Below are 25,130 nucleotides of genomic sequence, written 5' to 3' on the forward strand. Positions count from 1 at the left end.
CGATCGACCGCCGTCATGGCGTCATCCGCAAGTCTCTCGTTACGGACGCTGCGGCCCATGACGGCGCACGTCTGCGCGAGGGCCTGATCGATCCGGACAACACCGCGTCCGACGTCTGGGCGGGTGAGACAGGCCCGTGACTGTCGAACGCGTATCGCTCGGCCGAGAACGAACGCTTTCTGGGCAAGGCGGGCAAGACCAGCCGCATTCACCGGCGCAAGCCGAAAGGCAAACCCATGCTGGTCGCGACCCGCAAGGCCAACGCGGCGAAGTCGGCCGTCCGATCATGTGTCGAGCATGTCTTCGCCCGCCAGAAGGGGCCGATGGGCATGGTGGTCCGAACGATCGGAATCACCAGAGCGAAGGCGACGATCACGCTTGCCAACATGGCCTACAACATGAACCGATGGCGATGGCTCGACAGCCGAACTGCGTCCGCATGAGCCAGAAACGGCGGTAGAGCACGCCGTTCGGCCCGGAATTGGCATCAGAGAACAGCCGATTGGGGCAAGAGGGAACCAAATCCGCCTACCAAACGGAAATCATCGGGTTTCCGGAGGTGTCCATCTTCATTGAGAGTGAACTGACGCGGTGGATGCCCCCACCCGTCGGCATCTTGTATGCCATCACGGTTCTATAGGAACCAAGCGGAGGGTGCATAGAAGCTGTACTACGAGAATGATCAACGTCGGTTCAATATGGGATGTAGGGTTGAACAGGTGTTTCTTGACCTTCCAATAGCCCCTTGAAATCATTCAGTCCAAGTGTCGCGATCGTCTCGTGATCTGGTCCGAGTATTTCGTAAATCGTGCCATCTGTGCCGCGATTGCTGAACCAGGCAATGCAGTCCACCTCTCCGCCGCCTTCTGTGTGAGGCGCCCCGCCAGCTGGCTTTTCCACGAAACTCGCAGTCGGGCGCACCTCTCTTAATGCGCCTGTCTCGTCGTAGATACGCAGTTCGCCCTGAATGACGAAGGTGCTGTAATCGGCGTGATGGCGGTGCAGAAGAATGCGCTGATTGGCTGCGAACTTCAGCAGCAAGTCGACGATCTTGGCTTCAGGATCGACTTTCAGAATATGGTACCAAACGTGCTCGATCCCCTCCAGCACGTTCCATTTGATGTTGGAGTCATCGAAAATGGCTGCAGCGGGAATCGCCGATGCCGCATCTGTCTTCGTCACATCAGACGCCGCGGCTGTTTCGCTGTGCGCCATTTCCTCGCGCTGATTGAATATTGCTTCGTTCACAGTTCCCTCCCGATCGCCATGCCTTTCCATCATCGCATACGCCGACTTTGAGTTCTTGCCATTTGGTGCCAATCTTCCTCGAGGAGGGAAGACATGAGAGGTTACACTCGCGCGAGCGCACTGGGACCGATCTCCGACTTCGTCGAGTCGCGCGGAGGTTCGATGAAACGGGTATTTCAGCGCGTGGATCTGCCCTTAAAACTGCTCGATGAACCCGACCTGCCATTTCCTCTCAAAGTTCAGTTCAGTGTGCTGAGCGAAGCGGGACGAGAAATTGGTGACCCTTTCTTCGGCGCGTCCCTCGGGCGTTTCGCCCGAATGGAGAAGCTGAGCGCCTTCGGGGCGTGGGTCTCTGGCGCGGCGACGCTTGGAGGAGCAATTGATCGATCGAACAGAGGTCTCAATCGGTACTTCCAGACAGCGACGGCTCTTCAGCTTCGAGTCTTCGGAAATACGACGCGCTGGTCGATCGAATTTCTCGATCCTGGACGTGACGGCCGGTTTCAAAATGAACTTCTTGGCGTCAGCTATCTTATCGATGGCGTGCGATATTTTGCCGGGCCCCGATGGATGCCGGCGTTGGTCAGATCGACTTGTCGGACCTTGAAGCAAGCCGCTGCCCTCGAAGAGCATTTCGGCGCGTCCGTTCTGCACGGCTGCGCAGTGACGGCGGTCGAGTTCGACACGGCGCTTCTTACGGCCAGGAGGTGGCGGCGACCTGACCCACATGTTGAATTGGAACCTCTGATCCCGCTGCTTCGCGGTTCTCGCGCCGAGGTCACCGCGCTTCTTGCGATAGCCTTGCTCGAAGGGCACCCGAAGATCGATTGGGTCGCATCCAAGCTGGAAACGAACCGCCGCGCGCTTCAGCGTTCGCTTGACCAGGAAGGTTTCAATTTTTCGGGCTTGCTGGAAGAATTGCTCAAGGAAAGGGCGATTACCCTGCTGCGGTCGACCGACCTCAATGTGACCGATGTGGCGCTTCAACTGGGTTACAGTGACAGCGCCCATTTCTCACGAGCATTCAGACGTTGGACGGGAACGCCACCTTGTCGTTATCGAAGCGAAATAAGGCTGCCGAACCAATAGCGCAGTGGGGTTACGGCAGCAGCCGATCGCGAACAAACGCCATCCCTGCGCCCATTGCGGGCGCTCCGATGAATGCGTCGGCCGTTTGAAAGCGGACCATCGATGCGACGGGAGTAGCAGCTCCATTGTGGGATCGAACGAGTGCTGAAGAGCGTGCCACTCATCCCGATGTCAAAGCTTGAGCTCATATCGCGTCACGCGTAGCGAGGGTGCGTGCTGGATCGGTCACACTCGTCAAGCACGGTCAATTAGACGAATACATCCGCGACATAGCGGATCGCCTCGCGCTCGATCCGTTCGGCCCAGCTTTCCGCTTCTGCCCGGCTGATCTTCATGACTTCCTGGTAGATGCGCACGAAGGTGTCGCGCACGGTAGGCGCCATCTTCGCGCCGTCGCCGCAGACGAAGACCCGACCGCCCACGCAAAAGAGATCGGCGATTTCGGTTCGATCGCGCCAGATCGCGTCCTGCACGTGAGCCATCCTGTCGACGGACCTTTGCGAGAAAGTCATGCGTAGATCGATTACGCCTTCGGCCTGCTGCTCCTGCAGGAAATCGCGATAAAGGAAGTCCATGTCGGGGTCGCGCACGCCGAAGAACAAAAGGGCGGGACCGATGGGGGCGCCGGTCTTCTTCAGTGCCGCGCGCTCCTCGATGAAGCCGCGGAAGGGCGCAATGCCGCTGCCGGCTGCCACCATGACGATCGGAAGGCTTGGATCTTCGGGCACATGGAATCCGCTCTGGCTTGGCCGGACAGCCGCCGCGAACGTGTCTCCCGCCGAAAGACAAGAAAGAAAGGTCGATGCCACACCTTGATAGAGGTGATCGCCCCCGAAGGCGTTCGCAGACAGGACGGAAATCGTCAGTGCGCATCGCGTCGGGTCGACACGCGGGGAGGATGCAATGGAGTATTGCCGAGCCCGCATCGGCGGCATGGCGGCAATGAAATCGGCCAAGGCGTAGTCGGCCGAGGCAAAGCGCTCCAGAAGATCGAGCATGGTCACGCGCCTGTCGAGCACCTCCGCTTCATAGACACTCGCACTGGCAAGACGCTGAGCGGCCTCGCGCTCCGGGAGACAGGAGATCGTGTCCGCCAACGCCGAGACCTGCCCGGCCGTGGCAGGCTGCTGAAGTTCCAGATAATCGGCGAACAGCGTCTCGGCGGGCACCGGACGGTCCACCGGAAGCGAGGATGACACGCCCGGCGCGCCGTGAATGAAGATCTCGCTGTCGGGAGCAAGAGAAAATCGCGCGAGGGCGCGCCGCACCGTGCGCGGCGGATTGCTCGGCAGAACCGCCAGATAATCTCCCGGACGATAGCTCGCCCCTTGCGGCAAGGCGATCTCGATATGGCGCTTCGACCGGGCGCCGGGTTTGGAAAGATCGACGAGTTCGTGGTTTGCGATGACGGTGGCGCGCTGAAGCTCCGTGAGCTTTAGTGCCTCCTTGCGCGTGTCGTGCCGCACATTGATCTTGAGGGAGGCCAACCGGGCCGCGCTCGCTTGGCGCCCCTCGCGGGCGGCGAGCGCCGGCCAGAGCGCGGCATCCCAGCTTTCGAAATCACCGAACAGATTGCCGGCGGCATCGCCCGCGCCGCGCGGCAGAACGGCCTGTCCGCCAGCCTTCTTCAGCGCCGCCTCGACGCGTTTTGGAATGGCCTGATATGTCCGTGCCCATTGCCGGTTGCCGCAGCCGAAGACGGCGAAGCGGCGGGAGGCAAGGGCGCCCTTGGGCAAGGCTTCGATCGCCGCCAGAAACCGGCCGGCATTGGCGGGCGGGTGCCCCTCGTAGGAGGCCGTGACGACGATGAGAGGACCTTGCGCCGGCAGGTTTTCGGCATAGTCATCCATCGGCGCGATGGAAACCTCGTAGCCCCGCGCGCTCGCTTCGCCGGCGATGCGCTGCGCGAAGGCCTCGCTCGTGCCGGAATTGCTGCCGTAAAGAACCGCGATGGGTCCGAGATCCGCCTTGGCTTTGGCCGGTTCGGACGCTGGGACCGGCTCCGCCATCGCCGCGCGCACTTGATCGAGCGGGTTGCGAGCGGCCGAGTCGCGGCGTCGGGCGTAAATCCTCAAGCCCTTGGGCTTCAGGGTCAGCGTCTCGCTGACCATGAGCTTGTAATCGCGGTCGGCAAGCTCGATGTCGAAGCGCTGCAACATCATGGCAAGCACGAGCACCGCCTCCTGCATGGCAAAGCCTCGGCCAATGCAGGCTCTCCGGCCGTTGCCGAAAGGCTTCCAGGCGTTCGGTGGCAGCTTTGCGGCGGCCTCGGGCGAGAAACGTTCGGGACGGAAGGCGTCCGGCGCGTCCCACACCGTCGGATCGCGGTGCAGAACCGGCGTCAGGATCAAAAGCGTATCATAGGGGGTAACGCGATAACGTCCGCCGATCGTCGTTTCTCGCCTTGCTTTCACGCCGAAGGCCGGTGCCGTAGGCCACAAGCGCAGGGTCTCCTGCAAGACCTGCTCGATGTAGGAAAGTCGGCCGATATCGTCGACGCTCGGCACCCTGCCTTCGAGAACCGCATCCACCTCAGCGCGGGCCTTTGCCAGCACATCGGGATGCGTCAGAAGCAGCCAGGTGGCAAAGCTCAGGAGCCCGCTGGTCGTCTCGTGGCCGGCGACCAGGAAGGTTATCATCTGATAGCCGATATTCTCCCGGCTCAGCGTCTCGCCGGTCCCGGGATCCTTGGCGGTCAGCATACGGTCGAGAAGGTCGCCGCGTTCACCCAGTCGCGGATCATGCATGCGCTCTTCGATCAGCCGGTCGGCGACCTCGCGTAGAACGCGCGTATCCGCATCGAACATGCGGGCGCGCAAGAGGTTGAACCGGCCCATGTTATGGGGCAGACGCGCCCGTCGCCCTGCTTCTTCCAAGGCTCTCGACATCGCCGTGACGAAAGGATGCAGTTCACTCTGGTAAAAGCTGTTGAAGCGGAAGTCGAAAGCCGACAGCGCTATGGTGTCGAGGGTGAGCCGCGTCATGTTATCCGCGACGTCGATCGCCTGCGCCTCGCCGAAACGCTCCCAGCGCGTCATCATCTGTTCGGCGATGTCGAGCATGCGGCCGAACATCGAACGCAGGCCCATCGGGCCGAAAGCCGGCATCAGCAACCTGTGCGCCTTGCCCCAGTTCGGCTCCTCGTCTCGGGCCGTGAAGAGGCCGTCACCGGCCACGGTGCGCGCCTCCTCGAGCGGGCGATGGAGGGCCTTCTCAAAGCGGGTCTCGTCGCATAATTCGTCGGTCAGCGCCTGACTGCCGACGATCAACAACGCGTTTCCAAGCAGCTCGATCCGGAAGAACGACCCGTTGCGCTCCGCGAGGCGGACAATGCTTTGAACGGGGGCTTTGGGATCGATATCGGCTATGTTGCCGATCAGGGGCAATCCCTTGGCCTGCGGTATCGCCACGCTCATGCTTTCCATGGCTCTGTCTCGTTCTTCGGGGGCGGCGAGCACGCGTCATTAAACGCCGCATGTTCGCACTCCATACCTGATATAGGTGCCTGTCGGGCTTCTGGAAACCAGCCGGTTTCCTACGCTCGCTTTTGAAAGCATCGGTGACCTTCTCGGAGTTCAGTGGATCGCATCTCGCAAACGAACTTTGTTGCCGCGGCAAGCGTAGCGCCTGTTAAGGTCCGCCGAATGAACGAGGTGACCAAACCCAATATCCGGACATGACCGATGTAACCCCGACGATCGAACTTCCTGAGCCTTTGCTGGAAAGCGCGCTTGCCGAGTTTCGGCAGCATGGTTTTTCCGAGGCGAATGTCGCGAGGATCGCCTCATCAGCCGGAATATCGAAGAAGACCGTTTACCGGCATGTGGAGTCGAAGGAAGCTCTTCTGGAGGCGGTGATGGTCGTCATGGTCACGCGATCCGTCGGTCCTGTCGTTACCGCCGATCCTGATCTCGAACCCTCGCAATGGCTGAGGTCGTACATGAAGGCTTTTGCCGCGCTCACCTTCTCCGACCATGGGATCGCGTCCTATCGGGTCGTGATGAGCGAGGGGCAGCGCTTTCCTCACGTCGCACATCTTTATATCCAGACTGTCAGGCGCCTTGCGATCAAACCGCTCGCCGAGCAACTCGAAGCTTACGGCGAGCGCGGAAAGATTCGGATCGTAGCGGCCGAACGAGCTGCCATGATGCTTGTCTCTATGATCGTCGCCGATGGGCTTCGCGATGCGGTTCTCGGTCTCGCCGAGCCACCTCGAGGCGACGCGCTGGATGAGCTGGTCAACGAGGGCGTCGATGTTTTCCTGGGAGGCATCGCACGCGAAGCGCCCAAGGAAGAAGTGCCACTTGCAAGGTGATCCTTCGCGCTCCTCGGGTACGACCCGCCGGGAAACCGAATTTGCGTGTTGACGATCGGTCCGCCCGATGATGGCGCACCATCGACCATCACCTTCGTAGTCCTCCGACAGACCGAATAGGTTTGTCAGCATGCCCCTCTTTGCGAGAAGCCAATCTGCTCCAGAAGAAGCGAGAGCCTAAAGGCAGCTTACGGCTTCTGCCTCTTACGAGCCGCCGGTCAGCACACGGCGCATCCGAGGTCTAGCCGTTCTGGACGAGCTTCCGGCGAGGTCTGGTTCGTGGCGGCCTCACCGATGTCGAGCGGGTGCGCTCGGTGCCGGACTTCGGCGACACCTGTTGTGTTTGCGGATGTCGTCTGACGTGGGCGCTTTTCAGCCGTCTTTTTGCGCTTTCGACTGCGTCCGGGCATCCCAACCGCACATTGCGATCTCCGCCACGGTTTCCAGTTCGCTCTGGGTCGCGCCGTCCCGAGCAAGGATGGACATGCCAGCCTGAACCGACTGAACGAAACGCGCCAGCGCCTGGGGATCGGCCGATGCCGCGATCTCGCCATCCGCAACTGCCTGCGAAAAACGTGTCTCCAGCCTTTCCAGCGTTACGCCTCGTGCGCTGCGAACGATCTCTCCGAGTTCGGCATGCCCCTCGCTTCCAACGGCCGAGAGTGTGATCATGCAGCCCCGCGGCGCTTTTTCGACGCCGCCGGTCAGTGCTGCGGCGGAATCCATGAGATACGCAGCAACTGCATCTCGGGCGGTGACAGCAGCCTGGAACCTGGCCCAGACGAAATGCTCATTGGCCTCTGCATAATGCCGCAGAGCTTCGGTGTAGAGCCCCGCCTTCGACCCGAACGCCGCGTACAGGCTGGGTGAACCGATGCCCATCGCCTGCGCGAGGTCGGAGATCGACGTGGCCTCATAACCCTTTTCCCAGAACAGCCTGGTCGCCTGGGCAAGTGCGGCGCCCCGATCAAACGCACGAGGCCGCCCACGTAAACGGGGCGCATCATTCCTGATCTTCACTGAGTCCGACTTATTTTGCATCGGCCGTTACATAAATGCGTTGACCGCCCACGACAAGGCATATACGTATTATGTAATGATCGACACAGAAAGATACGGCTATGAGTGAATTTACTGGAAATCTTGCCCGGAAAACACGAGGAGTCGGCGCTGCGCCAGCCCGAACTCTCACTCACACAGAAGGAAAAGGCCCGCGCAATTACGCGCGAACGGCCGAGGTCGTGAACATGAATGAGACGGCAGGCAGGGGTCGTTTCGCAGGCGTGACCCGGTTTCAAAATCTCGCCCCCCAGCCGAGGAATTGCGCGGCATGACTTACGATACTGCAAAGACCCGTTCGGGGAATAACAACGCGGCGCAAGTCGTCCTCATTACTGGCGGAACTTCGGGCATCGGCCACAGTCTTGCAAAAGCCTTTCTGGCGCAGGGTGCCCAGGTTGCAATCTGTGGCCGGTCAGAACAAGCGCTCGAGCAGTTCAGGACGGATCATCCAGAGGGGCTTGCCATAAGGGCGGACGTGACGATCGCCGCGGACAGAGCTTCGATGCTGGACGCCGTTGCAGACAGGTTCGGCAGGCTCGATGTCCTGGTCAACAATGCGGGCACATTTGTCGAGCGAGATTTCGCCGGGAGCGCGGAGGCGACCCAAGGCCTCGAGGCGGAGATCGCGCTCAATTTGACCGCACCGATCCAGTTGACGAGCGAGGTTCTCAATCGCTGGCCCGCGGTTTCGTCCCTGATCTTCGTCACGTCCGGATTTGCACTGGTGTCGCCGACGAGAGCTCCGACCTATGGCGCGGTAAAGGCCGGCCTGCACGCCTTTTCAGAGTCGCTTCGCCGGCAGCTTGCCCCTCGCCGGATTCACGTTCTCGAGCTTCTGCCGGGCCTGACGGACACGCCGATGAACGCGACCCATCCGGGCAAGAACAAGATGTCGCCTGAGGCGGTCGCAGACATTACACTCAAAGCCCTGGCGAACGGCACATCATTGGCGCTCCCAGGCATTGTCAAGGCGCTTCCGATACTATTACGCCTTGCGCCCAGTATGACGAAGCGAATGGTTTCTCAAAGTTGATGCAGCTGCTCGGGGGTAATGGTTTTAACCTTGCACGCCATGCGAGCGATCAGGCAATGAAGGGGGCTGCACATAATGACTGGGTTCGCGACCGGAACACCAAAATTGTTGCTACGTGCGGAGGCCGCAATTGTGTTGGCGGTCGCAATTTCAATCTACCATCATATCGGCGCCAGCTGGACGCTATTTGCGCTTTTGCTACTGGTGCCCGATCTGTCGATGCTTGGCTTCTTGGCCGGACCTCGGATCGGCGCAAGAGTTTACAATGCAGCGCACTGGTACGGAACGCCGATGATCGCTTGCTACGTGGGTTTCCTCTGGGACGTTCCCATGCTGCTCGCCATCGGCCTTATATGGATTGCTCACATCGCCTTCGACCGCCTTATCGGCGCAGGCCTCAAATACGAAAACGGATTCCGGTTCACTCACCTTGGAGAATACGGGGCGAAGCCGCTCCAGACTCGAAGCGATTGAGTGCGATGATCTGTGGCGGTTGGCGCGGAGAACCGAAATTCGGCCGAGGTTATCCGTCCTTTGGCCGCGACGGCCGAAAAAGTTATTCGGGCGCGCTCTGTTCTTCTGCAAGAAAACCCGCTTGGCCGCAAAAGGCCATTTAACGCCGCGGGAAATCCGGCATAGACCGACATCTGGATCAGAATCTCCACGATTTCATCGCGCGTCAACCCCAGTTCAATCCGGCGCGATATCGGCCAGTTAATCGATAACCGCCTGGCCGGCGGTACCGTCGATCCTGTCCAGCATCCACTTGCCGCGATCCAGCCGCGTTTCACTTGTTTCGGTCATTATTTTGCTCGGTCGCGCGATTGTACCCGTTGCCGGTACAGAACCATACCGGCGTGATAGAGGACGTCGTCGATGAAATCGCCATCGGCGGTGAAGCCGGTGTCATCCCAATACTCGATATGGGCACCAGTCACCTCGTAGCGCCCCTCATAGGCCCGTTCACGCGATCCGCGCGCCTCGACGTATCGGCTATTCGGCAGAAGTTCGTGTCGAATCCGGTCGTCTTCGGTAGCCCAAAGGCCGACGTAAGGGTGATCTGCTGTCATGTCTTTCTCTTCAGCGGTGGCAGACTGGACGGTGACAGTTGCGGCAAGAACGGCTGCTGCTGCGGTTGTGCGTTTCATGTCCGGATCCTTTCGCCGCTCAGTTGGGGGATGCGGTCGGGCGGATGGTGATCTCGGTCGTGTCCACGCTGTCTGGCGCTTCGATCACCTGCCGCAACGCGCGGGCGATGTCGGCAGGCTGAAGGGCGATGGCGCGATAGGCTTCTATCGCCGCCACGGTCTCGTCGTGGGTGATCGTTGAGGCGAGCTCGCTTTCCACGACGCCGGGGTTGACGCAGGTGACGCGGATCTTGGCGCTTTCCTGCCGCAGCCCATCCGAGATTGCGCGAACCGCGAACTTGGTCGCGCTGTAAACGGCTGCCGTGGGGACCACGGATAGCGCTCCGATGGAGCCGATATTGATGATCTGGCCGTGACCTTGCGCTTCCATGACAGGGAGCACTGTCCCGATGCCCCAGAGCACGCCCTTGATGTTGACGTCGATCATGCGGTCCCATTCGTCCAGCTTCCCGGCGGCGAGCGGCGAAAGCGGCATGATACCCGCATTGTTGACCAGAACGTCGATACGGCCCCAAATCTGCAGGGCAGCCTGCGCGAATTCATGCATCGATGCACGACTGGTCACGTCAAGCGCGACAGCCCTGGCGGTGCCGCCCGCAGCGTTGATCTCGGCAGCAGCGGCTTCGATCCGATCAAGCCGCCGGGCGCCTAACAACACCTTCGCGCCTGCGGCCGCAAGTTCCTTCGCGATTCCTTCACCGATACCACTGGATGCGCCGGTAATCAGAATGACCTTGTCCATAATCTTGCTCCTTGCTCCAAACGTTCAGTGAGTATGGACCCGGCGCAGTGTTCCCGGTACTCGTCCTGTCTTTGACTGGGTGGTTAGCGAGACTGGACAATGAAGCTTGATCTCAACCTCCTCCCGGTCCTTCTCGCTGTTGCCGAGGAGCCAAACTTCCGCGCTGCCGCCGATCGCCTCGGTGTCACGCGCTCCGCCGTAAGCCAGGGTATTCGGCGGCTGGAGGATGCGCTCGGCACGGCATTGGTTCTACGCACCACCCGCTCTGTGCGCCTCACAGAGGCGGGAGAGCGCCTGCACGACGCGCTGCGTCAGCCGCTTGCGGATCTCGGAGAAGCGATAGAGCAGATCGCCGAGGAGACTGCCCCAAGTGGGCTTCTTCGGATCGCGGCCACCTCCATCGCCGAACAGTTTCTGTCCGGGCCGCTCATCGCCGCCTTCGCGGAAACCCATCCGCGGATTACCCTCGACATTACGGTCACCGATGAGGAGTTCGATATCGTCGCCGCGGGGTTCGACGCCGGCGTCCGGCTCGGCGACGTGATCGAGCAAGACATGATCGCGGTGCCGCTGACCGGGGCGCAGCGCGAAATGGTGGTCGCGGCCCCCGCTTATCTGGAGACGCACGGAGCGCCGGCTCATCCGCGCGAGCTGATCCGTCACCGCTGTATCGGCTGGCGCCCCGCGCCGAACACCGCACCTTATCGCTGGGAGTTTGAGGAAAACGGGGTGGCCTTCGACGTGGCGGTTGAGCCGCAGATCACCACGAACGATCTGCGACTGATGCTCCGCTCCACGCTATGCGGCGGCGGCATTACCTTCGCGATGGAGGAGACATTCACCCCTTATGTGAAGAATGGCGACCTCATTCCCCTACTCGAAAATTTCCTGCCCCAGTTTCCTGGCTTTTTCCTCTACTTTCCGCACCGTCGGAACATGGCACCGAAACTTCGGGCCATGATTGACCATGTTCAGGATTGGCGTAGCAGAGCACCTAGCTCGTCGCTCTCGAGGACGACCTGAAGCACGAACAGGAATGCTGCGCGATATTACCGGAAGCTCGACGCGACCATTTTGCTGAGACGATGCATGTGCCACACGGCTTAGCCTGCGAGGGTCGGATTTACCGCCAAGTTGAGCTGAGAGTTTGCCAAGAGCAACGCGATGCGGCTCTCATATTTGTCGCTGGTCTTGTTAGTGCGGGAAGGCGGCTATTCAAAAAACGCGGCGAAGTCAATTGCTTGAAGAGAGATCGCCATCCCAGCGCGGCCTCCAGAGTCCAGTGCCCAGTTTTGTCCTCTGGGGCACGCCATTGCCCGCGCGGCCCATTCCGATGAAATGGTTTGAAGTTCTACCCCATAGGATGGACCCGATGCACAGCTTGTTGGTCCCGGCATGGGCGACCAACTAGGGTTGTTCTATCCAGACCTTGTAGATCGCTTCGTATTGAGCTTGGAGCTTTTCCGCATGTCGCTCCCGATCTCAGGCAGAGATAAGATGCCATGGCGGAGAGGGCAGCGATGCAGGCACGACCGTGTCAGGTTCGGAACGTCACCTCGAGAACATGGAAGCGGCCGTCGAGCGATTGCAGGAGATGGCGCAGCAAGGCTACGGAGACCGCCGCCTCTCCGCCGAACGGCACGGCCAACTGTGGTTCCGTCGGGCCAATTCTCCCATTAGCGGTCGAAATTCGCCGCTTCCACTTCACTTCAGTCTTGGGATTGACACTGCAACACTTGTTCAGCCCCTCAGCCGCTCTTGAATAAACTGTATAGCTCGACGGAGGACTACCGCTGCGCCGTAGCGCTTGCGTGGTGAACCTGTCCTACAGCGCGCCTAAACGTGACCAGGAAAGTCTGCACCACCGAGGCCCCGCATCAAACGGCCATCTCATATCTTGCGCGCAAACAAAAAGGCCGCCCCCTTTTGGAAGCGGCCTCCGTGATTTCGAGCCGGTGGGGCCATCGGCTAGCGATGAAACCCGGCCGTAAACCATCAGGCGAAGCGAAGAGGCTGCTCCCCGCGCACCGTCAGACTCAAAGACCCAACCGGCTTCAGACAATCACTCGACATTGGATCACCTCCTTTCGCTTCGTTAAACACAGTCCGAGTATGGGGACGGCAACAGGAACGCGCAAGCGTGAACTGTTGGCATGGTTGATCTTTTTCGCCGCAGGCTGGCTGTTTCGAAGGCAGATCGAAGCTGCTCTCGGCACCAAAGCATATCCCGGAGCTTACATTTTCGTCGGCGTCCGGTGGATTGTCGGACGGCCTTAAACACTTGCTGCTTCGGGAAATCCGCGAATGAACCATCTTCTCGTTCTCTTGCCGATCTTCGCGGTGTTCATTCCGGCCCTGATGACCCCGGGTCCCGATTTCGTCACTGTCGTCCGCGCGTCCATGAGCCGCGGGGCAAGGGCCGGAATTCTGACGACGATGGGTGTGTCGATCGGGCTGATCTTCTACGCAAGCCTCAGTCTTTGCGGCCTTGCGGCCTTCATGGCCGAATATGTCTGGGCGACCTGGCTGGTTCGGGTGATCGGCGGCGCCTATCTCATCTATCTCGGCATCAAGCTCTGCTTCGCACAACCCAAGGCGATCGACCTGGCGGAGGCCACCCAGCCGCCGCGCGGCCGAACGTTGGTGTTTGGTCTTCTCGGGACGCTCACCAATCCGAAGGCGATCATCCTGTTCTCAAGCGTCTTCGCGACCGGCGTCAGCGCGACGACGCCCCTCTGGTTGCTGTGCTTCATGGTCGCGCTGGTCGGCTTCAGCGCATTCTCCTGGTATTGCCTCGTGAGCCTCTTCATGGCTTCGGCACCAGTCGTGCGGCGTTTCGAGAAAACGAAGCACTGGATCGAGCGCCTTGCCGGCGCATCTTTTGTTGCGCTCGGCGGCAAGGTTCTGATGGATGCGAGAAGCCCGGTGAACCCTTAACGCGCAGCGCGGAGCTCTTCGACGATCCGCCGAACATCCGCCCTCGCCGCATCTATCCCCGTCGACGTATCGATCAGGAAATCGGCCCGTTCTCGCTTTTCCGCATCCGGCATCTGGGCAGTAAGGATGCCCTCGAACTTGGCCTCGGTCATGCCGGGCCGCGCAAGAACGCGCTCGTACTGGATATCGGCTGGTGCGGTGACAACCACCACCTTGTCGCAGCGGGCGTCTCCACCGGTCTCGAAGAGAAGAGGGATATCGAGCACGGCGACGGCAGCGCCATCCTCCCGAGCACGGTCGAGGAATGCCATCTCCTCCTCGCGCACCAGCGGGTGGATGATCGCCTCCAGCCGCTTCATCGCCGCGCGATTGCCGAGGACGGCTTCGCCGAGCTTCTGCCGGTCGACCGTTCCATCGACCACCGTGCCAGGAAAAGCGGCTTCGATCAGCGGCGCGGCGCGGCCCGAATAGAGGCGGTGGACTGCCGCATCCGCCGAATAGACCGGCACGCCTTCGGCCTCGAACATCTCGGCGGTCGTCGACTTGCCCATGCCGATCGAACCGGTGAGGCCGAGGACCATCAACGCGACCACCTCCACATCAGCCTTCGATCCCAAGATCCTTGAGGACGAGCGTCCGCAATTCCTCCGTCACCTCCGGGCGCTTGCCGAACCAGCGCTCGAAGCCCGGCACGGCCTGATGCAGGAGCATACCGAGGCCGTCGCAATGCTTCAGCCCCTCCTTCTCGGCCGCCCGAAGGATCGGCGTCATCAGCGGCGAATAGACGATATCCGTCACCATCGCGTCGCGCTTCATCATGGAAAGATCAGGGAGCTTGTCAGGAAACCAGGCCGGCAGTTCGGGATCGCGCTCGGGCACCGGCGCGGTGTTGACGACGAGGTCTGCGATCTTGAGGAGATCGTCACGCTCGTCCTCGCCATGGGCGGAAAGCTTGAGGCCGAAATCACGCACCAGGTTCTCCGCACGCGAAACCGTGCGGTTGATCAGGAAGATGTGGGTCACGCCGCGCTCGATCAGCGCGTGGATCACCGCCCGCGCAGCGCCACCGGCGCCGATCACGACTGCATATTCAGCAGCGTCCCAGCCTTGAAGCCGCTCGTCGAGATTGGCCGCGAACCCGTAGGCATCCGTATTGCCGCCGATCAGTCGGTCATCCTCGAACCAGAGCGTGTTCACCGCGCCGATCGCCTCGGCCGCAGCGTCCCGCTTATCAACATGGCGGAAGGCGGCCTCCTTATGCGGGATCGTGACGTTGCCACCGGCAAAGCCCTTTTCACGCAGCTTCTTCAGGAAGAACGGAAACTCCTCCGGCGGCACGCCCTGCCGGCCGTAGGAGCCAGCGAGATTGTGCGTCTTCAGCCAATGGCCGTGGATCATCGGCGAACGCGAATGCCATACCGGCCAGCCAGTGATGAAGGCGGATGGGCCTTCGATCTTCGGCTTGTTGAAGTCCGGATCGAAGATCGAGTTCTCGCCTCTCGTGCGGATCTCACCGCTGACATAGGGTTTCGGCTCCCAGGCCGCGTCCCGCTCGGCAATCGTCTGCTTGCGCCGTTCCATCTCGGCGGGATCGAGCTCCGCCGGATGGTCGTCCTTCGTCTCAGCCATCGATTTCCCCGCGAGCCCGGAGTTCCTTCAGGAGCGGCAACAGCGGCAGGCCGATGATGGTGAAGTAGTCACCCTCGATCTTTTCCATCAGCTGGATGCCCTCCTTCTCGATCTGGTAGCCGCCGACGCTAGTGAGCGACTTCTGTCCGCACTGGGCGAGATAGCGGCCAACGAAACCGGGATCGAGTTCGCGCATGGTAAGCGCCGCGATCGAGGTGTGGCGCCACACGACCTCGCCGTTTTCGACCAGAACCACGGCGCTGTTGAGATGGTGGGTCTTCCCCGACAGCGTCAGCAGCGCCCGCCGGGCCTCTTCCATATTGGCCGGCTTGTGAAACACGGTATCGCCAAGGGACAGGGTCTGATCGGCGCCGATGACGAGGCTTTTCGGATGCCGCTCGGAAACATCGACCGCTTTGGATTCGGCGAGGATCTGAGCAATCTCGTCCGGCGACACGCCGCTATCCTTCAGCGGAGCCTCAACGCTGCGCTCATCGATCTCCGCCGACTCGGTGATGAAGTCGACGCCGGCATTCTTCAGAAGCTCGCGGCGATGGACGCTCGACGATGCGAGCACGATGCCTTTCGACATGGACTGATGCCTCCCGGAAATCTCGATTGCCGGCGTTTGTCCGAGTTGCGCCGGTCGTTTGTCTGGATTGCTTGTCGTGATTTTCGTTTTTCGGCGCAAGGGGGCTTCACCGGAACATGCCCATCTGGTCTCCTGCGCCATATGCACCGAGGGTGGGACCGCAGCATGCGGTCGCCTCGTTGAACGGGTCAAGGAATGCCGGCAATGACGACTGAAAATGCGGCGACGGGCGCTTACGATTTCTGGATCGACCGGGGCGGCACGTTTACCGATGTCATTGCAAAGGGGCCGGACGGCACGCTCTCGCCGCTGAAGCTGTTGTCGGAGAATCCCGGCGTCTACGAGGATGCAGCGCTTGAAGGCATCCGCCGGACACTGGGCATCGAGCCCGGCGCGCCGATCCCACCCGCACGCATCGGGACGGTGCGCATGGGCACGACGGTCGCCACCAACGCGCTGCTCGAAAGGAAAGGCGACCGGACTCTGCTTCTCATCACAGAAGGTTTCCGTGATGCCCTGAAGATCGCCTATCAGGCGCGGCCTGATATCTTTGCCAAAGAAATCATCCTTCCCGAGCAGCTCTACGAGCGCGTCGTCGAAGTGCCGGAGCGGGTGCTCGCCAACGGGACCGTCGAGACCGAATTCGACGAGAGCGCGACGCGTGAGGCACTGAAGGCCGCAAAGGCGGACGGCATCGATGCCGTCGCGATCTGCTTCATGCATTCCTGGCGCTATCCGGACCACGAGAAGCGGGCGAAGGCGCTCGCCGAGGAGGCGGGCTTCAGCCAGGTCTCGACCGGCCACGAGGTTTCACCGCTCGTCAAGCTCGTCGGGCGCGGGGACACGGCGGTGGTCGATGCCTATCTGACGCCGATCCTGCGCCGCTATGTGGACAAGGTCGCCTCCGCGCTCGGGGCGGAGACCGGCGACGATAAGGCCCCGTCGCTCCAGTTCATGATGTCCTCGGGCGGCCTGACGGCGGCCGAGATGTTCGACGGCAAGGACGCGATCCTGTCCGGTCCCGCCGGCGGTGTGGTCGGCATGGCCGAGACGGGCAAGGCGGCCGGCTTCGAGAAGATCATTGGCTTCGACATGGGCGGCACCTCGACCGACGTCACCCACTATGCCGGCTCCTTCGAGCGAGCGCTCGATTCGGAGGTCGCGGGCGTGCGCATCCGTGCGCCGATGATGCGTATTCACACAGTGGCGGCGGGCGGCGGTTCGATCCTATCCCTCGATCAGGGCCGCTTTCAGGTGGGCCCCGCCTCGGCCGGAGCCCATCCAGGCCCGGCGGCCTATGGCAAGGGCGGGCCGCTGACGGTCACCGATGCGAACGTCATGCTCGGCAAGCTGCGGCCCTCGCTCTTCCCCGCGGTCTTCGGCGAAAACCAGGACCAGCCGCTTGATGCCGATGTCGTGCGCGAGAAGTTCGAGACCCTGCGTACGGAGATCGGCGGCGAGCGTTCGCTGGAGGAGATCGCCGAGGGTTTCCTCACCATCGCGGTTGAGAACATGGCGAATGCGGTGAAGAAGATTTCCGTCCAGCGCGGCTACGACGTCTCGACCTATCTCCTCAATTCCTTCGGCGGCGCGGGCGGCCAGCATGCCTGTCTCGTCGCCGACGCGCTGTCTATGGAGACGGTGCTTATCCATCCGATGTCGGGGCTTCTTTCCGCCTACGGGATTGGCCTGTCATCGCTGTTCGCGAGCCGATCCCAGGCGCTGGTGATCGCTCTCGATGAGGACGCTCCAAGCGAAATCAAACCCCTCGAAAACCGCCTCACCGACGAGGCGACCGGCGAACTGACGAGCCAGGGCCTTTCCGACGATCGCATCGAAAGAGAAACGATCCTCCAGCTTCGCTACGACGGTACCGATACGACCCTGCCCGTCACCTGGGCCGGCGATCTCGACGCGGCGCGGGGCGATTTCGAGGCTGCCCACAAGGCGCAGTTCGGCTTCATCTACGAGGGCCGGGCGATCACCGTCGAGACGGTGTCGCTGGAGGCGAGCGAAATCCGTGAGGGGGAACCGTCCGAGAAGGGCGCGGCTCAGGCCGGAGCGGACGCCGAAGCCTCGGAGACGGTGGAGATCTTCACCGATGGCAAGCATCGCTCCGCCGGCGTCTACCGCTCCGAGACGCTGTCCACCCATACGACCCTCAACGGCCCCGCGCTCATTATCGAGCCGAACCAGACGATTGTCGTCGAGCCCGGCTGGCGCGCCGAAAAGACTGAAGCCGGCGACATCCTCATGAAGCGGACCGAGAAAAAGCCGCGCCTCGCCGCGCTCGGGACCGGGCAGGCCGGCAAAGAGGGGGCCGATCCGGTACTGCTCGAAGTCTTCAACAACCTCTTCATGTCGATCGCCGAGCAGATGGGCGTGACGCTGCAGAACACGTCTTCCTCGGTGAACATCAAGGAGCGGCTCGACTTCTCCTGTGCAGTCTTCGACGAGAGTGGCGCGCTTGTCGCGAACGCCCCGCACATGCCGGTCCATCTCGGCTCGATGGACCGTTCGGTGGAAGCGATCATCAAGGCGAACGAGGGCAAGATCCGGCCAGGCGATGTCTTCGCGCTGAACGCGCCTTACAACGGCGGGACGCATCTGCCGGATATTACGGTCGTGACGCCTGTCTTCGAGGAGGACGATGGGCAGGAGAAAAGGCGCATCCTCTTCTACGTCGCCTCGCGCGGGCATCACGCCGATGTCGGCGGTATTGCGCCGGGCTCGATGACACCGCGTGCCACCAAGGTCGACGAGGAAGGCGTCCTCATCGACAATCTCAAGCTTGTCTCAGAAGGAGCGTTCCAGGAAGACGCCGTTCGCAGCGTCCTGACGGATCATGCCTACCCCGCCCGAAAGCCCGAGCAGAACATTGCCGACCTCAAGGCCCAGATCGCGGCCAATGAAAAGGGCGTCACGGAACTTCGCCGCATGGTGGAAACCTTCGGCCTCGACACCGTGCAGGCCTATATGGGCCATGTGCAGGATAATGCGGCGGAAGCCGTGCGAGGCCTCATCGAGAAGCTGTCGGATTGCGAATGCGATTATCCGACAGATACCGGCCAGACCATCCGCGTGAAGATCACCGTCGACCGGAAGACCCGAACCGCGAAGGTCGATTTCTCCGGCACGTCCGAGGCGCGCGAGAACAATTTCAATGCGCCCGAACCGGTGACGCGCGCAGCGGTGCTCTACGTCTTCCGGGTGATGGTGGAAAAACCGGTCCCGATGAATGCCGGCTGTTTGCGCCCCATCGAGATCGTCATTCCGGACGGCTCCATGCTGAAACCGAGCTACCCGTCCGCCGTCGTTGCCGGCAATGTGGAGACCTCCCAGCATGTGACGAACGCGCTGTTCGAAGCCTTCGGCGCGCTCGCCAACCATCAGGGCACGATGAACAATCTCACCTTCGGCAACGAGACCTATCAGTATTACGAGACCATCTGCTCCGGTTCGCCGGCCGGGCAGCGCAACGATGGCACCGCCTTTGCAGGCACTTCGGGCGTCCACTGCCACATGACGAATTCTCGGCTCACGGACCCCGAAATCCTCGAAATGCGCTATCCTGTCGTGCTGGAAGATTTCCACATAAGAAAGGGCTCGGGCGGGAATGGCGCAAAACGTGGCGGTGACGGCACCGAGCGCACCATCCGCTTCCTCGAATGCATGGACTGCTCGATCCTCTCCTCCCACCGCACGCGCCCGCCGGAAGGAATCGAGGGCGGAGAGCCGGGCGAAAAGGGCGCGACTCTCGTCCGGCGCTCGAACGGCGAAATGGAAGAGCTGAAGCCCTGCGACCAGACGGTGCTCGAAGCGGGTGAAGCCGTGATCGTCCGTACCCCGACATCCGGCGGCTTCGGCAACGCGAATTCGAGCGAGGAACGATGAGCGAGCCGAAACTGCGCTGGGCGATCATCGGCACCGGTCATATCGCGCGAAAATTCGCCTCCGATCTGCGTTATTCGAAGACCGGAACCCTCGCGGCCGTCGGCTCCCGCCGGGCCGAACGCGCCAAGGAATTCGCGGCTGCGATGGGCGGCGTCGAGATCGCAGGCGACGAGACTGCTGCCGTTCTCGAACGCAGCGATATCGACGCGGTCTATGTCGCAACGCCCAATCCGGACCATGCGAGAAGTGCGATCGCCGCGCTTCAAGCCGGCAAACCGGTTCTGATCGAAAAACCGGCCGCGATCTCGGCAGACGAGGCACGCTCGATCCGCGAGGCGGCAGAGGCAGCAAACCTCCTTGCCATGGAGGCGATGTGGATACTCTTCACGCCAGGCATTGTCCGCCTGCGCGAGTTAATCCGAGAAGGCCGGATCGGCGCCATGCGGTCGTTTGCGGCGAGCCTTTCCTATGCCCGCCCGCATATCGAGGGCGACAAGCTGTTCGATCCTGCCTCCGGCGGCGCGCTTCGCGATCTCGGCGTCTACCCGGTCGCGCTCGCACAGAATTTGCTTGGGGCGCCGGATGAAGTCTCCGGTCTCGTTTCCCGGCGCGAAAATGGCAGCATCCGGCAGGCCTCGCTCTCCCTACGCTTCGGAGACGCAATTGCGAACATTGCCTGCGGCTTCGAGGCGGAAGGACCGAACACGGCGACAATCACCGCCACCCAAGGCTATGTCTCGACCAAGGGCCCGCTTTTGTGCCCACCGGCCCTCGCCTTCAAGACAAAATCTCCGCCCGCGCCCTATATGCCTGCAGAGCAGAAGCCTGTCGCGCCGCTCGACAAGCCATCGCGTTTCTCCCGGATTTCCAATGCCCGAAAGATCGCCTCGGCCTATCGCGAGAGGCTGATCACGACGCCGTTCGAAGGCACCGGATTGCACTATCAGGCCGATCACTTCGCAGATTGCCTGCATCGTGGCGCGACCCAAAGCCCGATCCATCCGCTGACGGCGACCGAGGCGGTTCTCGAAACGATCGAGAAAGTCTCAGGCCGGTAGGGCGAAACTCGATTTCGGCCGATAGGGCATAGGGTGCTTGTCTGCGTTCTGGATGATCAGCGCGAGTTCGGTGACATGAAGCGCGAAGTCCGCGCCGAAGTCGAGCGTACGCCCCTTCCCCGCTGCCTCGGCGATCGCCGCCGGGCCGCGCGAAAAATCCATCTTCGAATTCGTGGCCGGCAGCTTGTCGGCCGAGCGCCGGGTCTTCACCCGCGTTCCAAACCATTGCCGGCCCGGCATGAACGGCTCCAGCCGGCGTACCACCTTGCCCAGCGCGGCCGGCCGGCTCAACCATCGGCCTAGAACGTCGCGCCGGTAGATCGAGGACCGGTAGTTCCAGCCGTCCGAGAGCGCCAGCATGCCCTCCGTGCCGATGACGTGGATCGACCTGTCCTTCGGCGCGGCGAGCCCGCAGGTGAGACGCGCGGTGACGCCGTTATCGAACCGCATACAAGCAACGGAAAAGTCGTTGGCGAGGTTTTCGGCCAGTTGCCCTGTGCCCTTGTCGTCGAAGCAGAGTGCAGCGAAGGCCGTCAGCTCGCGCACCGGCCCGAAGAAGGCGCAGAGCCAGGTGAGATAATAGCCGGCATGCTCCAGCGTCGCACCGATCTCGAATTCATGCGGCCCAGGCCACGGCGCGCCGGAGGGGCTCTTCCAGCTTTCGTAATTGTCGCGGAAGACCATGGCGTCCTCCATCTCGGCATAGACGAGCCGGGGCTCGCCGATCCGGCCCGAACGAATTTCCGCGTTCAGCGACTCGGCCGCCTCGCCCAGATAGGAGCAGGGCGCCGCGCCCAGCATCAGCCCCTTTGCCTTGGAGAGTTCGACGAGCACCTCCGCATCCTCGAAGCTCATCGCAAGCGGTTTTTCGGAATAGACGTGGTGACCGGCTTCGAGGCTTGCTCGCGAGATCGCGTAATGGCTTTCCGGCGTCGTGAGGTTCAGCACCAGTTCGAGCCCCGGCGCCTGAAGCAACGCCTCGAAGCTCTCGAACATCGATACCTTGAAGTAATCGCCGAACCGCTTCGCCGCCGCCGGATCGCGGTCATAGGCGCCGACCAACTCCAGTTCGGGATGGTTCGCGAGCGTCAGCATATAGTAGTCGGCGACATAGCCACAGCCGACGATCGCGATCTTCATGAGGCAGGCTCCGGTACCAACGAGCGTTCTTCCCACGGATGCGATCACCTGCGGGCAACGTCCCAGTTCATACCGGCAGGCGAATAGGATTTGGTAAACCGTACGGAAGGGATTCCGGCGGTAATGTGTGTACAGGGCAGCGCGTTCGTTCGCGGCGTGTCTTTGGTGGTGAGGGCCTTTCGTGGAGCCACACTCCCCCGACTCTCGTCATCCTCAGGCCCCGTCCCGAGGATGACGAACCGCCAGTTTAAAGGTCTGTGTCCGAGTAGAGCAGAGCAATCAGCCCGCCATCGGGTAGTTCGGGCTTTCCCGCGTGATCGTCACGTCGTGGGCGTGGCTCTCGCGCAGGCCCGCATTCGAGATGCGGACGAATTCGGCCTTGGTGCGGAATTCCTCGAGATTCTTCGCGCCCACATAGCCCATGGCCGCCCGAAGACCGCCGGCGAGCTGGTGGAGGACTCCGGAGACCGGTCCCTTGTAGGCGACCTGACCCTCGATGCCTTCCGGCACGAGTTTGAGCGTGTCGCGAACTTCCGCCTGGAAGTAACGGTCGGCCGAGCCGCGCGCCATCGCGCCGACAGAGCCCATGCCGCGATAGGCTTTGAACGAGCGGCCCTGGTAGAGATAAACCTCGCCGGGGCTTTCGTCCGTGCCCGCGAGCAGCGAACCAACCATGGCGCCAGCAGCGCCTGCGGCGAGCGCTTTCGCAAGATCGCCCGAGAACTTGATGCCGCCATCGGCGATCACCGGTACGCCCTGCTTGGCCGCTTCCTCTGCCGCGCCCATCACTGCCGCGAGCTGTGGCATGCCGACGCCGGCGACGACGCGGGTGGTGCAAATCGAGCCCGGCCCGATACCAACCTTCACGCCGTCCGCACCGGCATCGATCAGCGCTTTGGTACCGGCGGGCGTCGCGACGTTACCGGCGATGATCTGAACGCTGTTGGAGCGCGCCTTCACGCGGGAAACCATGTCGAGAACACGCTGGGAATGGCCATGCGCGGTGTCGATGACGAGAAGATCGACGCCGGCATCGATCAGCCGCTCTGCGCGCTCGAAGCCGTCTTCGCCAACGCTCGTTGCGGCGGAGGCGAGTAGCCGACCCTGCTGGTCCTTCGCGGCCATCGGATGCAGCTGCGACTTCTCGATGTCCTTCACAGTGATGAGGCCGATACAGAAGCCCTGGGAGTCCGTCACCAGAAGCTTCTCGATGCGGTGCTGGTGGAGAAGACGCTTGGCCTCCTGCTGGGTCACGCTCTCGTCGACGGTGACGAGGTTCTCCTTGGTCATCAGCTCGTGGATCGGCTGGTCGTCGTCGGAGGCGAAGCGCACGTCGCGGTTCGTCAGGATGCCGACGAGCTTACCGCGCGCGGTCCCGCCATTGTTGCCCTTGTCGACGACCGGGATGCCGGAGATGCGGTGTTGCGCCATCAAGGCTCGGGCGTCGCCAAGGGTCGCTTTCGGGCCGATCGTCACCGGATTGACGACCATGCCGCTTTCGAACTTCTTGACCTGACGTACCTGTTCAGCCTGCTCGACCGGCGTGAAATTCCTGTGGATGACGCCGATACCACCCGCCTGGGCGACGGCGATCGCAAGGCCGGACTCGGTCACCGTGTCCATCGCGGCGGACAGGATCGGGATGTTCAACGCGATTTCGCGCGTGATCTTCGTTGCGACTTCGACCTGGCCGGGCATGACTTCGGAATGCCCTGGCTGTAGTAGAACGTCGTCGAATGTAAGAGCGGTGGTGCCGGAAGCGGTCTCGATGATGCGGGCCATGCCAGTCCTTTCGAAGAGCCTCTAGACGACACGCGGGCGGACGCGCGTGCGGTGCAAAAGGATGGCGGCATCCGCTAGCATGCCTCCTTGACATTGGGAAGACGAAGAGCACGAGCAAATCCGCGCTCGCCCTGCAAACCGGACACGCTTGCGTCAGATCGCAGGTGCGTTTCGCCAGGTCATGACGGCCCTCGCCTAGCCAGATGCGCCTCATTTCGTTAACTAGATGGCCGAACCTCGTCATCGAGAAGCGCGTGGCGCCAGGCTGAACGGCGACGCGCCTCGGGCAATCAGAGACAAAGGATTTTCATGGCCGAATACGACCTCCTGTGCATCGGTAACGCGATCGTCGATGTCATTTCCCACTGCGAGGACGACTTCCTGACCACAGAGTCCATCCAGAAGGGCGGCATGACGCTGATCGACACGACCCGTGCCGAACAGCTCTACGGCGCGATGCCCCCCGGCATGGAAGCCTCCGGTGGCAGCGCGGCCAATACGATCGCCTGCTTCACCAGCCTCGATGGCAAGGGCGCGTATATCGGCAAGGTCGCGGACGACCAGCTCGGCTCGATCTTCAGCCACGACATCCGCTCGATCGGCATCGCGTTCGATACCGCACCGAATACCGGTGAAGGCGAGCCGACAGCGCGCTGCCTCATCCTCGTAACGCCCGATGGCGAGCGCTCCATGAACACCTTTCTCGGCGCCTGCACCGAGCTTGGCCCGGAGGATATCGACGAAGAGCTCGTGAAAGCTTCGAAGATCACCTATTTCGAGGGTTACCTCTGGGATCCACCGCGCGCCAAGGAGGCGATCGTCAAGGCCGCCAAGGCCGCGCACGAGGCGGGCAACGAGGTCGCCATGACGCTCTCGGACTCCTTCTGCGTCGAGCGTTACCGCGCTGAATTCCTCGATCTCCTGCGCTCAGGCACGGTCGATATCGTTTTCGCCAACGAGGCCGAAGCTCTGTCGCTTTACGAGACCGACAATCTCGACGACGCGCTCGACGGGCTCGGCCGCGACGCGCCGAAGCTTGCCGTCGTCACGCGCAGCGAAAAGGGCTGCATCGTCGTCGAGGGACAGGCCCGCACGGTGGTACCGGCCCAGAAGGTGGAGAAGGTCGTCGATGCGACGGGCGCAGGCGATGCCTTCGCCGGCGGCTTCCTGAAAGGCTATATCGACGGCATGCCAAGCGAGATCTGCGGCCGCCTCGGCGTCGAATGTGCCGCGCATATCATCGAAAAGGTCGGCGCGCGTCCGGACAAGCCGCTGAAGGAGCTCTCCGCGATCAAGACCATGCTCGCGGCCTGATCCTTCGAGCTAGCGATTTGAAAGCGACGGCCCGGATTTCGCTCCGGGCCGTCATCGTTTCGACCAACCGTTTCGCCATGAAATCTCTTAAGCTCCGCGATATCGGAGTTGCATAACTTCCGGGCCGGACAAGCTGATTGCGGCGCG

19 protein-coding genes and 1 pseudogene are annotated in these 25,130 nt (G+C 61.9%); 10 read left to right on the plus strand and 10 right to left on the minus strand.

Annotation, left to right across the window (positions count from 1 at the left end; translation table 11 throughout):
• Positions 1–443, plus strand: a pseudogene (locus ABRA89_RS09400) (transposase); the annotation flags it as partial.
• A 250-nt stretch (positions 444–693) separates the two neighbouring features.
• Here ABRA89_RS09400 and ABRA89_RS09405 read toward each other — a convergent pair.
• On the minus strand, positions 694–1,320 hold the full coding sequence (locus ABRA89_RS09405) for a regulator (RefSeq protein ID WP_349941214.1): 627 nt from the start codon (positions 1,318–1,320) through the stop codon (positions 694–696).
• A 90-nt stretch (positions 1,321–1,410) separates the two neighbouring features.
• On the opposite strand from ABRA89_RS09405, the gene ABRA89_RS09410 reads away from it, so the two are divergent.
• Positions 1,411–2,337 (plus strand): AraC family transcriptional regulator, encoded by a 927-nt coding sequence (locus ABRA89_RS09410; RefSeq protein ID WP_349941215.1) that lies wholly within the window; start codon positions 1,411–1,413, stop codon positions 2,335–2,337.
• A 248-nt stretch (positions 2,338–2,585) separates the two neighbouring features.
• On the opposite strand, the gene ABRA89_RS09415 is transcribed toward ABRA89_RS09410, so the two are convergent.
• Positions 2,586–5,762 carry a bifunctional cytochrome P450/NADPH--P450 reductase gene (locus ABRA89_RS09415; RefSeq protein ID WP_349941216.1) on the minus strand — a complete coding sequence of 1,059 codons (3,177 nt, stop codon included), beginning with the start codon at positions 5,760–5,762 and terminating at the stop codon, positions 2,586–2,588.
• Between the two features lie 251 nt (positions 5,763–6,013).
• Between ABRA89_RS09415 and ABRA89_RS09420 the strand changes: the two genes are divergently transcribed.
• Positions 6,014–6,652 carry a TetR/AcrR family transcriptional regulator gene (locus tag ABRA89_RS09420; RefSeq protein WP_349941217.1) on the plus strand — a complete coding sequence of 213 codons (639 nt, stop codon included), beginning with the start codon at positions 6,014–6,016 and terminating at the stop codon, positions 6,650–6,652.
• A 372-nt stretch (positions 6,653–7,024) separates the two neighbouring features.
• On the opposite strand, the gene ABRA89_RS09425 is transcribed toward ABRA89_RS09420, so the two are convergent.
• Positions 7,025–7,693 carry a TetR/AcrR family transcriptional regulator gene (locus ABRA89_RS09425; protein WP_463671271.1) on the minus strand — a complete coding sequence of 223 codons (669 nt, stop codon included), beginning with the start codon at positions 7,691–7,693 and terminating at the stop codon, positions 7,025–7,027.
• 289 nt (positions 7,694–7,982) lie between these two features.
• Here ABRA89_RS09425 and ABRA89_RS09430 point away from each other — a divergent pair, with 289 nt between their 5' ends.
• Entirely contained in the window at positions 7,983–8,747 is a 765-nt protein-coding gene (locus ABRA89_RS09430; RefSeq protein ID WP_349941219.1) for an SDR family NAD(P)-dependent oxidoreductase, read from the plus strand.
• A 75-nt stretch (positions 8,748–8,822) separates the two neighbouring features.
• Complete coding sequence (locus tag ABRA89_RS09435) at positions 8,823–9,221, plus strand: DUF4260 domain-containing protein (protein WP_349941220.1); 399 nt, start codon at positions 8,823–8,825, stop codon at positions 9,219–9,221.
• A gap of 329 nt (positions 9,222–9,550) precedes the next feature.
• Here the strand turns inward: ABRA89_RS09435 and ABRA89_RS09445 are convergent, their stop codons facing one another.
• Both ABRA89_RS09445 and ABRA89_RS09450 read right to left on the minus strand, forming a co-directional pair.
• Positions 9,551–9,895, minus strand: a complete 345-nt coding sequence (locus tag ABRA89_RS09445) for an Atu4866 domain-containing protein (protein ID WP_349941221.1) — start codon at positions 9,893–9,895, stop codon at positions 9,551–9,553.
• Positions 9,896–9,914: 19 nt separating this feature from the next.
• On the minus strand, positions 9,915–10,637 hold the full coding sequence (locus tag ABRA89_RS09450; RefSeq protein ID WP_349941222.1) for an SDR family oxidoreductase: 723 nt from the start codon (positions 10,635–10,637) through the stop codon (positions 9,915–9,917).
• A 99-nt stretch (positions 10,638–10,736) separates the two neighbouring features.
• Here ABRA89_RS09450 and ABRA89_RS09455 point away from each other — a divergent pair, with 99 nt between their 5' ends.
• Both ABRA89_RS09455 and ABRA89_RS09460 read left to right on the plus strand, forming a co-directional pair.
• A complete protein-coding gene (locus tag ABRA89_RS09455; RefSeq protein ID WP_349941223.1) occupies positions 10,737–11,660 on the plus strand; it encodes a LysR family transcriptional regulator in 924 nt (307 codons plus the stop codon).
• A 1,281-nt stretch (positions 11,661–12,941) separates the two neighbouring features.
• Positions 12,942–13,574 carry a LysE family translocator gene (locus ABRA89_RS09460; RefSeq protein WP_349941224.1) on the plus strand — a complete coding sequence of 211 codons (633 nt, stop codon included), beginning with the start codon at positions 12,942–12,944 and terminating at the stop codon, positions 13,572–13,574.
• On the opposite strand, the gene coaE is transcribed toward ABRA89_RS09460, so the two are convergent.
• From coaE to ABRA89_RS09475, 3 genes are read right to left on the minus strand one after another with little or no spacing between them, the layout of a single operon-like run.
• Positions 13,571–14,158 carry a dephospho-CoA kinase gene (gene coaE, locus ABRA89_RS09465; RefSeq protein ID WP_349941443.1) on the minus strand — a complete coding sequence of 196 codons (588 nt, stop codon included), beginning with the start codon at positions 14,156–14,158 and terminating at the stop codon, positions 13,571–13,573. The genes ABRA89_RS09460 and coaE overlap by 4 nt on opposite strands.
• A gap of 16 nt (positions 14,159–14,174) precedes the next feature.
• Positions 14,175–15,203 (minus strand): shikimate dehydrogenase, encoded by a 1,029-nt coding sequence (locus ABRA89_RS09470; protein WP_349941225.1) that lies wholly within the window; start codon positions 15,201–15,203, stop codon positions 14,175–14,177.
• The gene (locus tag ABRA89_RS09475) at positions 15,196–15,795 is read right to left on the minus strand and encodes a Maf-like protein (RefSeq protein WP_349941226.1); all 600 of its coding nucleotides are present in this window, start codon (positions 15,793–15,795) and stop codon (positions 15,196–15,198) included. The genes ABRA89_RS09470 and ABRA89_RS09475 overlap by 8 nt, the downstream gene beginning before the upstream one ends.
• A 204-nt stretch (positions 15,796–15,999) precedes the next feature.
• Here ABRA89_RS09475 and ABRA89_RS09480 point away from each other — a divergent pair, with 204 nt between their 5' ends.
• On the plus strand, positions 16,000–19,689 hold the full coding sequence (locus ABRA89_RS09480) for a hydantoinase B/oxoprolinase family protein (protein WP_349941227.1): 3,690 nt from the start codon (positions 16,000–16,002) through the stop codon (positions 19,687–19,689).
• Complete coding sequence (locus tag ABRA89_RS09485; RefSeq protein ID WP_349941228.1) at positions 19,686–20,747, plus strand: Gfo/Idh/MocA family protein; 1,062 nt, start codon at positions 19,686–19,688, stop codon at positions 20,745–20,747. The genes ABRA89_RS09480 and ABRA89_RS09485 overlap by 4 nt, the downstream gene beginning before the upstream one ends.
• Here the strand turns inward: ABRA89_RS09485 and ABRA89_RS09490 are convergent.
• Both ABRA89_RS09490 and guaB read right to left on the minus strand, forming a co-directional pair.
• Positions 20,736–21,887, minus strand: a complete 1,152-nt coding sequence (locus ABRA89_RS09490) for a Gfo/Idh/MocA family protein (protein ID WP_349941229.1) — start codon at positions 21,885–21,887, stop codon at positions 20,736–20,738. The two genes, ABRA89_RS09485 and ABRA89_RS09490, sit on opposite strands and share 12 nt — an antisense overlap.
• A 279-nt stretch (positions 21,888–22,166) precedes the next feature.
• On the minus strand, positions 22,167–23,669 hold the full coding sequence (gene guaB, locus ABRA89_RS09495) for an IMP dehydrogenase (protein WP_349941230.1): 1,503 nt from the start codon (positions 23,667–23,669) through the stop codon (positions 22,167–22,169).
• Positions 23,670–23,978: 309 nt separating this feature from the next.
• Here guaB and ABRA89_RS09500 point away from each other — a divergent pair, with 309 nt between their 5' ends.
• Entirely contained in the window at positions 23,979–24,983 is a 1,005-nt protein-coding gene (locus ABRA89_RS09500) for an adenosine kinase (protein WP_349941231.1), read from the plus strand.
• Positions 24,984–25,130: the final 147 nt, after the last annotated feature.

The sequence above is a fragment of the Fulvimarina thalattae genome (genome assembly GCF_040239565.1).
GTDB lineage: Bacteria > Pseudomonadota > Alphaproteobacteria > Rhizobiales > Rhizobiaceae > Fulvimarina.

What these genes read in the sequence shown, in the direction of transcription:
- ABRA89_RS09485 (WP_349941228.1), top strand. Translation starts at nt 19,686, where the DNA reads ATGAGCGAGCCGAAACTGCGCTGGGCGATCATCGGCACCGGTCATATC.
- ABRA89_RS09490 (WP_349941229.1), bottom strand. Translation starts at nt 21,887, where the DNA reads ATGAAGATCGCGATCGTCGGCTGTGGCTATGTCGCCGACTACTATATG.
- ABRA89_RS09425 (WP_463671271.1), bottom strand. Translation starts at nt 7,693, where the DNA reads ATGCAAAATAAGTCGGACTCAGTGAAGATCAGGAATGATGCGCCCCGT.
- guaB (WP_349941230.1), bottom strand. Translation starts at nt 23,669, where the DNA reads ATGGCCCGCATCATCGAGACCGCTTCCGGCACCACCGCTCTTACATTC.
- ABRA89_RS09455 (WP_349941223.1), top strand. Translation starts at nt 10,737, where the DNA reads ATGAAGCTTGATCTCAACCTCCTCCCGGTCCTTCTCGCTGTTGCCGAG.
- ABRA89_RS09430 (WP_349941219.1), top strand. Translation starts at nt 7,983, where the DNA reads ATGACTTACGATACTGCAAAGACCCGTTCGGGGAATAACAACGCGGCG.
- ABRA89_RS09450 (WP_349941222.1), bottom strand. Translation starts at nt 10,637, where the DNA reads ATGGACAAGGTCATTCTGATTACCGGCGCATCCAGTGGTATCGGTGAA.
- ABRA89_RS09500 (WP_349941231.1), top strand. Translation starts at nt 23,979, where the DNA reads ATGGCCGAATACGACCTCCTGTGCATCGGTAACGCGATCGTCGATGTC.
- ABRA89_RS09445 (WP_349941221.1), bottom strand. Translation starts at nt 9,895, where the DNA reads ATGAAACGCACAACCGCAGCAGCAGCCGTTCTTGCCGCAACTGTCACC.
- ABRA89_RS09415 (WP_349941216.1), bottom strand. Translation starts at nt 5,762, where the DNA reads ATGGAAAGCATGAGCGTGGCGATACCGCAGGCCAAGGGATTGCCCCTG.
- ABRA89_RS09460 (WP_349941224.1), top strand. Translation starts at nt 12,942, where the DNA reads ATGAACCATCTTCTCGTTCTCTTGCCGATCTTCGCGGTGTTCATTCCG.
- ABRA89_RS09435 (WP_349941220.1), top strand. Translation starts at nt 8,823, where the DNA reads ATGACTGGGTTCGCGACCGGAACACCAAAATTGTTGCTACGTGCGGAG.
- ABRA89_RS09480 (WP_349941227.1), top strand. Translation starts at nt 16,000, where the DNA reads ATGACGACTGAAAATGCGGCGACGGGCGCTTACGATTTCTGGATCGAC.
- ABRA89_RS09420 (WP_349941217.1), top strand. Translation starts at nt 6,014, where the DNA reads ATGACCGATGTAACCCCGACGATCGAACTTCCTGAGCCTTTGCTGGAA.
- ABRA89_RS09475 (WP_349941226.1), bottom strand. Translation starts at nt 15,795, where the DNA reads ATGTCGAAAGGCATCGTGCTCGCATCGTCGAGCGTCCATCGCCGCGAG.
- ABRA89_RS09470 (WP_349941225.1), bottom strand. Translation starts at nt 15,203, where the DNA reads ATGGCTGAGACGAAGGACGACCATCCGGCGGAGCTCGATCCCGCCGAG.
- ABRA89_RS09410 (WP_349941215.1), top strand. Translation starts at nt 1,411, where the DNA reads ATGAAACGGGTATTTCAGCGCGTGGATCTGCCCTTAAAACTGCTCGAT.